This window comes from Pseudolactococcus plantarum, from assembly GCF_002441715.1.
GTDB lineage: Bacteria > Bacillota > Bacilli > Lactobacillales > Streptococcaceae > Pseudolactococcus > Pseudolactococcus plantarum.
Map to the genome: position 1 here is coordinate 1 of NZ_JXJX01000005.1, position 15,697 is coordinate 15,697.

The window sequence follows — 15,697 nt, forward strand, 5'->3', positions numbered from 1 at the left end:
GTGACTCTAAGATTTAAGGATAGCATCAAAGATTCCATATTCTGGTTCCTTTTTTCTGAAATACCTTTACTGTTTACTGTTATAGACAAAGGTAAAGATAAATATATCTTTTTTAAAATTTTGAAAGAAAGTTTTGCTTTAGCAGTTGTTGTAGATTTTATTTTAAATGCTTGGAGTTTCAATTTTTTCATAGAACTATTTATAGTTCCTATTGCGGTGATTATTACTGGTGTCTATGTTTATTCAGAGAGGAAAAAAGAGCTCGCGAGTGTAAAAAAACTTTGTAAATATATTTTTATGATTTATGCTATTGCCGTAGTCCTGAGAGCATGTGTACACCTAATAACTGATGTGAGCGTTCTGTTAAATATACTCTCATTAAAGGAATTTGTTTTTCCGATATTTATACTAATTATTAATTTTCCGCTTATATACGGTCTTTCGTTATATAGTATATATGAACAAATTTTTATATTAATGAATAAAAATAAATTTAAGAAGAAAATTGCTATTATTAAATTTGCAAAAGTATCTATAACTAAGGCATATGCTGCTAGAACAGATTCAGATATAATATTATCATTAATAGAATCGGAAGAAGCTAATTTGAAAAAGAATCTAATAAAATTAAAATATAAATTGAATTTAAAAATAGGAGATAATTATATGAAGCGTTCAAATTTTTATATTATAATGAGTTCATTATTTCTCATTATTTTCACAACTATATTAGGTTTTTCTAGCAAGATTTTCTTGATTTCCCCTTTACTGTATCAGTATAAAAACATAATTATAAATACAAGTGGGTTCGGCTTACTTCTTTCTATTTTTAGCCTTATTTATTCTATTGGATTCAAAATGAAAAAAAATGAAGACTTATCTTTGGTGAAGAAGTATGCACTATTTAATTTCTTATATCTCATAAATAAACAGTATAAAAATATAGAAGAATTTCCATCTTTTGATAGGCCTGATATACTCTTTTCTAACTATATTAAAGTAGGTTATGAATTGATGCAAGAATGTACTAGTAATATAGAACCTTTAGAAAATCTTTTGACATCTTACGAGTGGGATTCGGTTAAAAGTCTTCAAAATTCACTATACAAGCTTCGCACAACCGTTGGGATAGAGGAGAAAGGATTTGATGAATTTAATACGGAAAAATTTGTGAAATATTATCATATGAAAAAAGACGAGTCTCTCACAAATGGAGATTATAACATATTTCAAAATATGATGGAGAGTTCGATTAATGAGTATATTGAAAGTGTAAAAAGAGTATACAATGAATTAAAGCAATATATTAATTATAAAGAATATAAAAAAAGTTTGTGATTCATTAACGCAAACTTTTTTGTTCCCATAGTTTTTTTACATATAAAAACCCCCATCAAATGACAGGATATTTTTGTGTTTTGCAAAAAAAAAATTATACGCGTTCTCCTTCTACTTGATTAATTTCAATATCGGTTGACCAACCGCTACATTTTTTTCATCAGTAGGTAGCATCTCTTCAAAATCATTTGAATTAGTGATAATAATAGGTGTTTCAGTACTAAATCCTTCAGATTTGATGCCTGCTAAATCGACAGTCATTAAAGGTGTCCCAACTGCTACTTGATCTCCTTTTTTAATATGAGAGGTAAAGTATTTGCCGTTTAACTTCACAGTATCGATACCTATGTGAATCAAAATTTCTGCCCCAGAATCTGATACTAGACCGATTGCATGCATCGTTTCATAAACTATCGTAATTTTACCTGCTATCGGTGATACAAATTCTGAACTTTGAGGTAAAATTGCAATCCCTTTGCCTAAAATTTCTTGGGCAAAGGTATCATCTGATACATTAGTTAGTGGGATCAGCTCTCCTGTCACTGGCGCATATATTTTTTGGAGTTTTTCTTCTGTTAGTGCGTCTTGTGACACCTCTAGTTCTGTTTCAACTACTTTTTCTTCTTTAAATAATAGGTATGACACGATAAAGGCAGTAACAAATGCAATGACACAACCAACTACCGCATAGGCTAGGTTAGTTAACCCATCTTTTCCGATGTATACAGGTAAGGTTAATAAACCAGGTGAGCCTGGTGCATAGCGACGCACCCCCATCAAGCCAAGGAATAAACCACCTAATCCTCCGCCCATCATGGCTGCATAGAGTGGTGTTTTAAATCGTAAATTAATCCCATATAGTGCCGGTTCTGTGATCCCACAGACTGCAGTAAAGCCACTTGAGAACCCTAATTGCTTGATATCATTATTTTTTGTTTTCAACGCAACTGCCAAAGCCGCGCCACCTTGGGCAATATTTGAAGGCATATTACTTGGCCCAATAATTGTATCATATCCTAAATTCATAATATTGGCTGGTCCAAGAGGTACGATACCATAATGTGTACCAGTCATCACTAATAGTGGTAATACAGTCCCTAATACCATGGGTACTAACCACCCAACATGTGCATCCAAGAATAACACAACACTTGCTAAGCCATTACCAATATGAAACCCAATCGGACCTGCGACAACTAGTGCGACTAATCCAGTTACAAATACAGTAATCAGTGGGACAACAAAGAAACTCAGCATTTTAGGTGTGATTTTTTTTGCAAATGCTTCAATATAGCTCATCAACCATATTGTCAAAATAATTGGCACTACAGAAGAGGCATAACTTGCTGGATAGATAGGCAAGAAGCCAAATTGAATACTCTTCCCACTTTCTTTTGCTGCAACTACCATCTGAATAAAGGTGGGATGTAGTAAAATACCACCAATCATCACTGCGAGATAGGTATTAGCTTGGAATTTTTTTGCAGCGGATATGGCAAGAAGTAAAGGTAAAAAATAAAATGCAGCATCAGCCATCAGATTGACAATTTGATAGATTTGCGATGTTGTATCAATCCAGTGAAATGCTGCCAATAAAGCAAGCACTGCTTTTAGCATACCAGATGCGGTGATAGCAGGTAAGACAGGGGTAAAGATACTTGAAATCGTATCTATAAAGCGACTACCTAATCCTTTTTTTTCTGTCGAAGACTTAACTTCTCCAACGCCAATATGGAGTAGTGGCAGGACAAGTCTGTATACTTTTTCCACATCACTACCGATAATGACTTGGTATTGTCCGCCACCTTTTGCGACACCTAATATGCCAGGTGTTGCTTTAAGTACATCAGTGTCGGCTAGTGATTCATCCGTTAAATTGAATCGTAACCGTGTCGCACAATGTGTCAATCCTGATACATTGTCAGCTCCGCCAACAAGTTCAACAATTTTACTAGCTAATGTTTCATAATTCATGTGTTTACTGCTCCTTTTTTAGTTTAGGAACGTGTTTTATTGTGCCGTAATTCTTCTGATATGTATTGTCAAATACATAATTTCATCTGCCGTTAATGTCAGTTGATAATTAGTCTGGAAATAATCACTTATTTTTAAAGTACAAAGATATTCTGCTTTGTACTTCGTCTTAAGCATCATCAGAAAATCTCCATCATCTTCATCAAGATGGCGTCCAGACAACATGCGTTGCATAAAAAATTTCAAATGCGTCACAAATCTTTCATAATGAATGGATGATTCATTTAGCTCGATACCAAAGTGATATCTGACGATCGTGAGGATATCTTTAATCGTCGATAATATTTTTTTGGCTTCTTCTGTTGTGACTGCATCTATATTTGCACTCGCAAAATGCAAGGCGATAAAGGCAGCTTCATCCTCAGGTAAGCTCACACCTAATTGCTGCTTGATGATCTCCAAAGCAAATTCACCTACACTAAATTCGGTTGCATAAAACCGTTTCGTTTCCCAAATCAAGGCATTGCGAATAACAAACCCCTCTTTTGTACGTTCAATCGCAAAATTAATATGATCCAACAATACTGTATATAGTGAATCAGGTAATTCTTTTGCAAGAGATACCTTGCCAAAATCTACAATCTGATTGGTTAATTTGATGACTTCGATGGGTATTTGTGACATTAGTTCCTCAAATCTAAGCGAATTAATATCATCATTCAAAATATAAATTTTTTCAATCTTTTCTGCAATAATCACTTCCCCAGCAGATTTATTAAACCCAATTCCGCTACCCATTACCAGTACTTCTCGATTTTCTTCATCAATTGACCTAACGATATTATTATTAATGACTTTACTTATTAACATACGTCCTCCTTTCTATATGACTTAATTTACTCATTTTTTGTGCAACAAAAAAATCGGCACTACTGCTGCACAGATAAAACACGTCTGCGAAATACAGTAGAGCCGACCTAACGTAACATCCATATTTGCTACCTTTATTATACTTTTTTATTTATAATTTTGCAAGCGCTTACTTACTTTGTTTCATTATTCCTATCATTTTTAAAAAATCTCTAAATCTGATATGTGTAAGCGTTACTTGATACATCACATACATGAGATGTTCAATCAAAAAAATCTCCACTAAAGAGATTTTTTAACTTTATTTTGCAAATTCCACATTTTTTACTGGTTTAGATTGAATTGGTTTTTTTAACAATCTATCAGTGACAATTCCAGCAACCATAGCATCACTCACATTTAGTGCAGTCCTTGCCATATCAATAACTGGTTCAACACTAATAACAAGTCCTACGATGGCAATAGGTAGATTCATTGACGATAAAACGATTAACGATGCAAAAGTTGCACCACCACCAACACCTGCAACACCTAGTGATGAAATGGTCACGATTGCAATCAACGACACAATAAATTGAATAGAAAAAATATTAATGCCAACTGTTGGTGCGACAATCGTTGCCAACATAGCTGGATAAATACCTGCACAACCATTTTGCCCTATTGATAAACCAAAACTTGCTGAAAAATTGGCCACTGCTTCATTGACTTTAAATTTTTCAACCTGTGTTTCAACATTCATTGGTAGCGTTCCAGCACTCGTTCTTGATGTAAATGCAAACAGTAGCGTTGACCAAGATTTACTTAAATATTCTCTTGGTGATACTTTAACCCAAATTAACAGCACTAAATGCAAAGCAAACATCAACAAAATGGCAGCATAACTAGCAATAATAAAGCGACCAAGATTGACTAATGCTGCAAAATCACTAGTCGCCATAACACGTGCCATTAAGGCAAAAATACCAAATGGTGTCAATCTTAAAACTAACGTCGTCACCCGTAAAATGATTTTTTCAAACGATTGAATTAACTCAGCAAATGTTTTAGCTTCACTGCGATACTTCTTTTGAATGCCAAGAAAAGCAATACCTAAAAATACCGCAAATATGACTACTGCAATGGTACTTGTCGGCCGTGTTCCTGCTAAATCAGCAAACACATTACGAGGAATTAGATTCAGTAGCTGTTCAGTAATCGGTACCCCTTTAACTTGAACTTGTTTTTCTGCAAGTGCCGCAATACGTGTTTTCTCAGCTACTCCTTCAGTAAATACAGCACCATTTAAACGAAAAGCAACAACAGCTAAGTAACCGACCACTGCTGATATAGCAGCAGTACCCAGTAAAATCGCAATAACATTACGTGCTAGCTTACCTAAATTTTTAGATACCTCTAACTTCGTAAAGGCGCCGACGATAGAAATAAAAACAAGTGGCATCACAAGCATTTGAAGCAAAGCAACATAGGCATCAGCCACTAAAGAAATCCAAGAGATACTGGTAGAGAAATGAGTTGTCTTTTGAAATAAAAGTCGAATTAAAAGGCCAAAAACAACACCACCTAATAATCCAAAAAGCACTCGCTTGTTAAAACTAATATGCTTAACTTGTAACCTAAAAAGCCACACCAAACTACCAATAAATCCTAATAATATAATGAGTACAGATAAAATAGTCATAAACACTCCTTTAAATTAATATATTATTATTCTCTCATGATAAGGTTATATCTGTTATATGAAAGAACTATCTCCGTGATCATATTTCTTAAAACCATACAGTTAAAGCATTATCAGATTATCTGCAAAAAAGCATTACTAAATTGTTTAGTAATGCTTTTTTATATGCTATTAGTCTTTCAATACATCTATAAGTTGTTGCATCATCACGACACATTTCAATACAAGTCTATTTTTGATAGCTTATTTTTTATTTTTTTTCAAGCGTAGCCCTACTACACCCATCATAACAAGTATCATCCCTGACATCATAGTCAACAGCATCATAATGTTATTTTCTCCTGTTTTCGGTAAACCATTTGTAGTTGGAGATACATCATTTTTGTTATCTGAATTTGGCTTAGGATTAACTGCATCTTTCGTATAGACGTAAGTCACGCTTTGCGCGTCAGCTGTGAACTGACCTGTCGCATTACCTATGATTGACTTGAACGTGTGACCAGGGATATGTTTTACCTCTGTCGTATAGCTATCGCCAACATTACCTGATTGGATCATATCTTCCGCAAGCTTATGACCACTTTCATCTTCATAGCTGACTGTGATATCACCGCCTGATACTGCATCTTTCGTATAGACGTATGTCACACTTTGCGCGTCAGCTATGAACTGACCTGTCGCATTGCCTATGATGGCTTTAAACGTATGACCTGGGATATGTTTTGCCTCTNTGTCACACTTTGCGCGTCAGCTATGAACTGACCTGTCGCATTGCCTATGATGGCTTTAAACGTATGACCTGGGATATGTTTTGCCTCTGTCGTATAACTATCACCAACATTACCTGATTTGATCATGTCTTCGGAAAGCTTATGACCGCTTTCATCTTCATAGCTGACTGTGATATCACCGCCTGATACTGCATCTTTCGTATAGACGTAAGTTACGCTTTGTGCATCAGCTGTGAACTGACCTGTCGCATTGCCTATGATGGATTTAAAGGTATGACCTGCGATATGTTTTGCCTCTGTCGTATAGCTATCACCAACATTACCTGATTGGATCATGTCTTCGGCAAGCTTATGACCACTTTCATCTTCATAGCTGACTGTGATATCACCGCCTGATACTGCATCTTTTGTATAGACGTAAGTTACGCTTTGCGCGTCAGCTGTGAACTGACCTGTCGCATTACCTATGATTGACTTGAACGTGTGACCAGGGATATGTTTTGCCTCTGTCGTATAGCTATCGCCAACATTACCTGATTGGATCATATCTTCCGCAAGCTTATGACCGCTTTCGTCTTCATAGCTAACTGTGATATCACCACCTGATACTGCATCTTTTGTATAGACGTAAGTTACGCTTTGCGCGTCAGCTGTGAACTGACCTGTCGCATTACCTATGATTGACTTGAACGTGTGACCAGGGATATGTTTTGCCTCTGTCGTATAGCTATCGCCAACATTACCTGATTGGATCATATCTTCCGCAAGCTTATGACCGCTTTCGTCTTCATAGCTAACTGTGATATCACCACCTGATACTGCATCTTTTGTATAGACGTAAGTTACGCTTTGCGCGTCAGCTGTGAACTGACCTGTCGCATTACCTATGATTGACTTGAACGTGTGACCAGGGATATGTTTTGCCTCTGTCGTATAGCTATCGCCAACATTACCTGATTGGATCATATCTTCCGCAAGCTTATGACCGTTTTCGTCTTCATAGCTAACTGTGATATCTCCGCCTGATACTGCATCTTTCGTATAGACATATGTCACGCTTTGCGCGTCAGCTGTGAAGTGACCTGTCGCATTACCTATGATGGATTTTAAGGTATGACCTGCAATATGTTTTGCCTCTGTCGTATAGCTATCGCCAACATTACCTGATTGGATCATGTCTTCTGCAAGTTTATGACCGCTTTCATCTTCATAGCTGACTGTGATATCACCGCCTGATACTGCATCTTTTGTATAGATGTAAGTTACGCTTTGCGCGTCAGCTGTGAACTGACCTGTCGCATTACCTATGATTGACTTGAACGTGTGACCAGGGATATGTTTTGCCTCTGTCGTATAGCTATCGCCAACATTACCTGATTGGATCATATCTTCCGCAAGCTTATGACCGCTTTCGTCTTCATAGCTAACTGTGATATCACCACCTGATACTGCATCTTTTGTATAGACGTAAGTTACGCTTTGCGCGTCAGCTGTGAACTGACCTGTCGCATTACCTATGATTGACTTGAACGTGTGACCAGGGATATGTTTTGCCTCTGTCGTATAGCTATCGCCAACATTACCTGATTGGATCATATCTTCCGCAAGCTTATGACCGTTTTCGTCTTCATAGCTAACTGTGATATCTCCGCCTGATACTGCATCTTTCGTATAGACATATGTCACGCTTTGCGCGTCAGCTGTGAAGTGACCTGTCGCATTACCTATGATGGATTTTAAGGTATGACCTGCAATATGTTTTGCCTCTGTCGTATAGCTATCGCCAACATTACCTGATTGGATCATGTCTTCTGCAAGTTTATGACCGCTTTCATCTTCATAGCTGACTGTGATATCACCGCCTGATACTGCATCTTTTGTATAGATATATGTCACGCTTTGCGCGTCAGCTGTGAACTGACCTGTCGCATTACCTATGATGGATTTAAAGGTGTGACCAGGGATATGTTTTGCCTCTGTCGTATAGCTATCACCAACATTACCTGATTGGATCATGTCTTCCGCAAGCTTATGACCATTTTCATCTTCATAGCTGACTGTGATATCACCACCTGATACTGCATCTTTCGTATAGACGTAAGTCACGCTTTGCGCATCAGCTGTGAACTGACCTGTCGCATTTCCTATGATGGATTTAAAGGTATGACCTGGGATATGTTTTGCCTCTGTCGTATAGCTATCGCCAACATTACCTGATTGGATCATGTCTTCGGCAAGCTTATGACCGCTTTCATCTTCATAACTGACTGTGATATCACCACCTGATACTGCATCTTTTGTATAGACATACTGCAGTTCCACATTTTGTACGCCAACAGCAATAGCTTGTTGATTAATATGCGCAATAAAGGCATCAAGCGTTTCTATATGAGAAGCAGCCATTGCTTCTTTTATGGTAATACTTTGCAAGCTACCATTAATTGTTGTAAGCACTTTTGATTTAGTAAGATCAAGCTGGTAACCATTAATGGGTTCTGCGACTGAAAAATTGAAGGTACCTCCAATTTGAGAAGGGACAGCTTTCGACGGTAATAAAGTGTTACCTGACTCATCTAGATAGGTGATAGTGCCGTTAACTGTTATATTATTATAGACATACTGCAGTTCCACATCTTGTACGCCAGCAGTAATAGCTTGTTGATTAATATGCGCAATAAAGGCATCAAGCGTTTCTACATGGGAAGCACCCATTGCTTCTTTTATGGTAACAGTTTGCAAGCTACCATTAATTGTTGTAAGCACTTTTGATTTAGTAAGATCAAGCTGGTAACCATTAATGGGTTCTGCGACTGAAAAATTGAAGGTACCTCCAATTTGAGAAGGGACAGCTTTCGACGGTAATAAAGTGTTACCTGACTCATCTAGATAGGTGATAGTGCCGTTAACTGTTGCTATCTGAGGTTGCCCTTTTCTAGACTTTAAAGTATTATTTTTCAAGTTGTCAGTATCATCTGTTGCATGGTGTTCTGGCGATGTAGGTGTTTGTATTTTTTGTGTTGAGTTAAGTACATCCTCAGTTGATAATTTCTTTTTATCTGTACTATTTTCTGGCGTCTCAATAGTATTTTGCTGTGATTCTTCTACTGTTACTGAATTTGCCAATACACCTAAATCATCAATTGGATTAGTCAATAATACACACAATAGACTAAATGATATACTTTTAATTATAGTTCTATGATTTTTCATTAAATTCCCCTTAATTTTAATCTTTATCTTTAATAAGTATAACACAAATTAGAAAATGTGTATATAAAAATTCAAATATTTTAATTTTCTTTGCATCAGCCAACAAGCTAAGTAATACACCTTTATTCATGCTACATTTACTAACTTTTAGTTATTAACTTTATTTTTTTTCACGCATTGGTTTTATTTATTCATTATTTAATGTCTTTTTTTGATGTGAATTTATAAAAAATAAAACATAAAACTAACTTGTTTGTTCAAAAATAATATAAAACTAAGTTATTTTTTGGTAAATGTATCGTTTAATTTCACCATTTAACTTATCATACAATCATTGTTAGATTTCATAATGCGATAAATAGTGTATCACACAGGTATTCTGTATAGCATATACTTTTAATTTATCTGCTTCTACTATAAGTCCAATAAGTTCAAAATATTTTTTACTGTATAAAAAAACAATATCAAATTTTGATATTGTTTTTTATTATTAGACTTACTTCGCTAATTCATATATCGCTTCTGCATAGATAGCCGAGGCACGAAGCAATACATCTACAGGTATGAACTCGTTTGCTTGGTGCATTGTGTCAACATCACCTGGGAACATGGCACCAAAGGCTACACCACGTTTGAGTAAACGACCAAACGTACCACCACCAATGATTTGTTCATGTCCTTTTAGTCCTGTTTGTTTTTCATACACACTTAAGAGCGTTTCTACCAAAGGATCTTCCATAGGCACATAGTGCGGTGTATGACCATGTGCTGATTTTGTAACACTTTCGACACCTGACAAACTGTTTAGCACATCATAGATCTTATCCTCATCTATCCCTTGCGGGTAGCGGAAGTTAAGTGCTATTGTATTATCATCTTGTTGATCTGAGAATTTGAAGACACCTGCGTTCATAGAGAGCGCACCCATTTTTGTATCTTCAAAAGCAACACCAAGTTTTTCGCCAGCATGATCTTCTATCAGTACTTGACCAGCAATTTTTGTAAATGGTGACACAACACCAATCTCATCTAAGAATTTAGCAAGATAAGTGGCCCCGTTTACACCTTTTTCAGGCATTGCACCATGTGCTGAACGACCATGTAGTGTTACTGTTAATTGACCATCCGCGGCTGACTTTGATTCAAACTTAAGGTTTTTATCTGCATAGTTTGCAACGAAAGCGTCAAATTTTGCTTGAATCTGCTCAATATCACCTGAAATAACAGCTGTTGCTGATTCAGGTACCATATTTTCTCGTAATCCTCCGATAAAACTGTGCAAGTGAACAGCACCAGTATTCTCACCTGAAAAATGTATATACTCGGTAATATTTCCTTTTTCTCCGTTGATAATTGGAAATTCTGCATCTGGAGAGAAACCTAAATCTGGTTCAGGTAGGCCAACATGTTTAAAGTAATAATCCATGTCTCCCCAGCCTGACTCTTCATCAGTTCCGGCAATAAAGCGAATTTTTTTAGTTAACGGCACATTAAGCTCTTTTAATATTTTCAGCCCATAATAACACGCCATCGTTGGCCCTTTATCATCTGACGCGCCACGTGCGTAAATCTTACCATCACGTATCTCAGGTGAATAAGGATCACTTTCCCAGCCTGTCCCAGCAGGCACAACATCCATATGTGCAAAAATACCGATTTCCTCAGCATCATCAGGCAGATCATCTCCATAAGTAAAGTGACCAGCATAATTATCTACATTAGTTGTTTGATAGCCATCGCGTTGTGCTAAGCTTAGAAATTTTTCTAATGCCGCAACTGGACCAGGTCCAAAAGGTGTTTCTGGGGTAACCTTAGCGTCATCTCGTTCTGAATTTATCTTTAATAAAGAGAATAAATCTGCTATCATATCGTCTTTACGTGCTGCAACTTCTGCTTTAAAATCTATTGTTTTCATTTTCGTCCCAAAAGCCTTTCTTTGTATTCATTGTATTCTGCTTCACTGATTAAATCTTCTTCCATAGCAAGTTTTGCCGAAGATAATTTTTCATACATGGTGGCTGTATCATAAACAATTTTAGGCTCTACTACTCTATCAGATGGTACATGATTAGGTTGCATATACTCAGTTTCTTGATCATTATAAGTCGCATTGCTATATAGACGACCATTTTTAATATCACTAACACCTTCTTGAATGCGTTTAGCGATTCGTCTCACAACACTTTTCGTCCAAAAAACCGAAAAATTATCCCCTAGAGATTCTACACGAACATGGCCCCATATAATATGCGTGATAGGTTCGATATTTTTGATATCGTTTAATGGAATTGAGGAAACTTTATGAAAGAATGGTCGCCATCTTGCATAAACAAGTCGATTTTCATTTGTAATGACATAGGCATAATACCCTTGGGTATTAAAAAATTTAGGCATGGGTTGACCACCTTCAATTTCTTCACCCTCATCGTCATCATAATCAGTATGCCGACCAATAAAGCTTGACACAGCAAATTCATCATCTAATAAACTCTCGGCTACAACTTTAAAGTGTAATCTCTGTAGCCACGCTCCCCAAATATTAAACCCTAATTTATTTTCTCTGGCAAAACGATACATATCATCTGCTGTCCAGAGTTGAGCTTTATCTGTCATTTGTCACCTCTTTTTTAGGTCATCAATTTTACCCTTTACAATAGTTTATCAAAAAATGTGAACAATTGTAAAAAAGAAATCAGTTGTCGTCTTCATTTTTTGCTAACACGTCCTTGATACGCTCTGCAACAGCAAGTGGAATACCTATTTCTTGAATGGCTAAAACACTCGCTTCTTGAATTTTGGTCAACGACTTAAACGTTCGCATTAACTTTTGTTTGCGTTTAGGTCCTAGTCCTTCAATACCATCTAATTTACTAGAGAACGTATTTTTGGATCTAACTTGCCTGTGAAACGTGATGGCAAATCGATGGACTTCATCTTGCATTCTTTGCAACAGGAAAAACTCCTGACTTTTTCGACTCAAGGGAACGATCGCGAGTGGCTCACCAAACAATAACTCTTGCGTTTGGTGTTTATCATTTTTGGCCAAACCTGCAATCGGAATATCAAGACCTAAATCATCTAACACCAGTTTTGCCGCATTAATCTGACCAATACCACCATCCATGATGATCAAGTCAGGTAAAACACTAGACTCTTTAATCGCACGACTATAGCGACGTAAGATAACTTCGCGCATGCTAGCATAATCATCAGGTCCAACAACTGTCTTAATCTTGAACTTTCGATAATCTTTTTTAGACGGCTTACCATCTATAAAAACAACCATCGCACTAACAGGACTCGTACCCATGATATTTGAATTATCAAAACTTTCAATCCTGTGTGGTGTTGGAATATGCATCAACGTACCAAGATTGGCTATAGCACCTTGTGTTTTTTCAACACTTTTTTCAACCAGATCAAACTTTTGTTGTAAGCTCACCCTAGCATTTTTAGTAGCCAAATTAACCAGTTGCTTTTTCTCTCCTCTTGATGGTTGGATAACTTTAGTCTGCGTTAATGCTTTAACAGATGCCAAATCAATATCAGAAGGGATCAAAACCTCTTTAGGCGTTAAGTGTGCATTTTCTTTATAGAATTGACCGATATAGGTCAAAAAGTCTTCTTCAGGATCGTTATAGTAAGGAAATAAATTAACGTCACGTTGAATCAATTTACCTTGTCTGACAAAAAAGACTTGAACACACATCCATCCTTTTTCGACAGCATAACCAAATACATCTCTGTCTTGTAGATCGTGGTTCATGACACGTTGCTTCGTTCTGAGTGTGCCGATATGCTTGATTAAATCACGATATTCAGCAGCTTTCTCAAATTCAAACGTTGCTGCCGCAGCATGCATCTTACGATCCAATTCGTCAATGATTTTATCTTCTCCACCATTTAAAAATCGGCTAATTTCCCCAATCATCTTGGTATAAACCTCAGGATTGATGTCAAATACACATGGTGCCAAACATTGATGAATATGATAATACAGACAAACTTTATTCGGTAGTACATGACATTTTCTAAGCGGAAAAATACGATCAAGCAATTGTTTGATCTCATTAGCTGCACTAACATCAGGATAAGGGCCAAAATAATAGGCATTATCTTTTTTGACTTGTCTGGTAATCATCAAGCGAGGATATTTTTCACGGGTAATTTTGATAAACGGATATGATTTATCATCTTTTAACATGATATTATATTTTGGCATGTTTTCTTGGATAAGATTAATTTCCAATAACAAAGCCTCAATATTTGATTCCGTTACAATAAACTCAAAATCGACAATTTCAGAGACTAACAACTCTGTTTTTGTGTCATGAGACCCTCTAAAATACGATCTCACACGATTTCTTAAATTTTTAGCCTTGCCGACATAGATGATCGTCCCATTTTTATCCTTATGTAGATAACAGCCGGGATTATTTGGTAATAGCTCTAGTTTTGCTTTAATCGTTGCATTCATATAGCCCTATTATATCAGATAACACAAAAAAACGCCCCTAAGGACGTTTTTACAACCTTTAATTAAAAGTTGTTAATATCGAAATCTTCACCCAAGAAATCAGCAAGAGAGAATCCTTCTTGTGTTTCTGGTAATGTATATTCTTGTTTTGGTGCACGACGTGGTGCGCGTGGTTTTGAATCACGACGTTGTCCACCGTCTTTATCTGAATCGTTTGAACGTTCTTTACGTGCAGGCGCTTCAGTAAGAGCTTTGATAGACAATGAAATACGTTCTTCAGCAGGTTTTACATCAAGAACTTTAACTTGAACTGCTTGACCAACTGTTAATACGTCTTTAGCGTTTTCAACACGTTCCCATGAAATTTGTGAAATGTGAACAAGACCTTCAACACCAGGGAAAATTTCAACGAATGCACCGAAGTCAGTGATACGTTTAACAGTACCATCAAGTACAGTACCAACTGGTGCTTTTTCTTCGATTTCGTCCCATGGGCCAGGCTGTGTTGCTTTAAGTGAAAGCGATACGCGTCCAGCTTCTTCATCAACTTTCAAGACTTTAACTTGAACAGTTTCGCCAACTTTAACAACATCGCTAGGTTTTTTAACACGGCCGTGTGCTAATTCAGTTACGTGAACAAGTCCATCTACACCACCAAGATTGATGAATGCACCGAAGTCTGTTGTACGTGCAACAGTACCTTCAACGATATCACCTTCATGTAGGTTAGCAAATGCTTCAGCACGTTGTGCTTTAGACTCTTCTTCGATAACAGCACGACGGCTTAAGATAAAGCGTTTTTCAGCTGCGTTTACTTCGATGATCTTAGCGTCAAATTCTTCACCAACAAATTTCTTAGTATCACGAACAAAGTAAGTATCGATCATAGATGCTGGGATAAATCCACGAACACCGTTAAAGTCAACTGATAAACCACCTTTTACGTCTTTTAAGACTTTAACAGTAACAACTTCGCCTTCTTTACCTTCAAGGTCAGTAAATGCTTTACGAGCAGCAAGACGTTTTTCAGAAAGCAAATAAACATTTGCACCTTCTGATTCTTTACCAACGATTTGCTTAACAACTAATAACTCTTTAACATCACCAGATTTAACAAAGTCATTTATATCAGCATCGCGTTCACTTGTAAGTTCACGGAGTGTTAAAACACCTTCAACACCAGTACCAACGATAGCTACAGTAGCTTGATCGTCTTCGACAGTAAGGATTTCTCCACTTACTACGTCACCAACTTTAACGTCACCGACGCTGTTCAATAATTCTTCAAATTCGTTCATCTTTTAAAAAGTTTCCTCCAACAATTTGACTCTATAGATCATTTAAGATAGATATAGTCCTAATAGCTATAGTATCATATTATATGCCAAAAGAAAAGGTATTTTAGCATATATTTAT

Annotated in this window: 9 protein-coding genes and 1 pseudogene; 1 reads left to right on the plus strand and 9 read right to left on the minus strand. The window is 36.6% G+C overall.

Annotated elements, in window-relative coordinates:
• Window positions 1–1,338, plus strand: a 1,338-nt coding sequence (locus RU87_RS09620) for a hypothetical protein (RefSeq protein ID WP_208611603.1), incomplete at its 5' end; no start/stop codon positions are given.
• Between the two features lie 111 nt (window positions 1,339–1,449).
• On the opposite strand, the gene RU87_RS03665 is transcribed toward RU87_RS09620, so the two are convergent.
• From RU87_RS03665 to rpsA, 9 genes and pseudogenes are all read right to left on the minus strand, one after another.
• Window positions 1,450–3,312: a beta-glucoside-specific PTS transporter subunit IIABC gene (locus tag RU87_RS03665; RefSeq protein WP_068164906.1), complete on the minus strand. Its 1,863-nt coding sequence runs from the start codon at window positions 3,310–3,312 to the stop codon at window positions 1,450–1,452.
• Window positions 3,313–3,348: 36 nt separating this feature from the next.
• Complete coding sequence (licT, locus tag RU87_RS03670) at window positions 3,349–4,182, minus strand: BglG family transcription antiterminator LicT (RefSeq protein WP_068164903.1); 834 nt, start codon at window positions 4,180–4,182, stop codon at window positions 3,349–3,351.
• Window positions 4,183–4,483: 301 nt separating this feature from the next.
• A complete protein-coding gene (locus RU87_RS03675) occupies window positions 4,484–5,863 on the minus strand; it encodes an L-cystine transporter (protein ID WP_068164900.1) in 1,380 nt (459 codons plus the stop codon).
• A 243-nt stretch (window positions 5,864–6,106) separates the two neighbouring features.
• Window positions 6,107–6,593 (minus strand): MucBP domain-containing protein (locus RU87_RS09980; RefSeq protein WP_425268482.1); only part of this gene is annotated, 487 nt, incomplete at its 5' end.
• A 1-nt stretch (window position 6,594) separates the two neighbouring features.
• A pseudogene (locus RU87_RS09985) lies at window positions 6,595–9,804 on the minus strand (MucBP domain-containing protein); the annotation flags it as partial.
• Between the two features lie 496 nt (window positions 9,805–10,300).
• Entirely contained in the window at window positions 10,301–11,719 is a 1,419-nt protein-coding gene (gene pepV / locus RU87_RS03690; protein ID WP_068161568.1) for a dipeptidase PepV, read from the minus strand.
• Window positions 11,716–12,417, minus strand: a complete 702-nt coding sequence (locus tag RU87_RS03695; RefSeq protein ID WP_068161564.1) for a hypothetical protein — start codon at window positions 12,415–12,417, stop codon at window positions 11,716–11,718. The genes pepV and RU87_RS03695 overlap by 4 nt, the downstream gene beginning before the upstream one ends.
• 79 nt (window positions 12,418–12,496) lie before the next feature.
• Window positions 12,497–14,281, minus strand: a complete 1,785-nt coding sequence (gene uvrC, locus RU87_RS03700) for an excinuclease ABC subunit UvrC (RefSeq protein WP_068161558.1) — start codon at window positions 14,279–14,281, stop codon at window positions 12,497–12,499.
• A 62-nt stretch (window positions 14,282–14,343) separates the two neighbouring features.
• Window positions 14,344–15,579, minus strand: coding sequence for a 30S ribosomal protein S1 (gene rpsA / locus RU87_RS03705; RefSeq protein ID WP_068161555.1), 1,236 nt, complete (start codon window positions 15,577–15,579; stop codon window positions 14,344–14,346).
• Window positions 15,580–15,697: the final 118 nt, after the last annotated feature.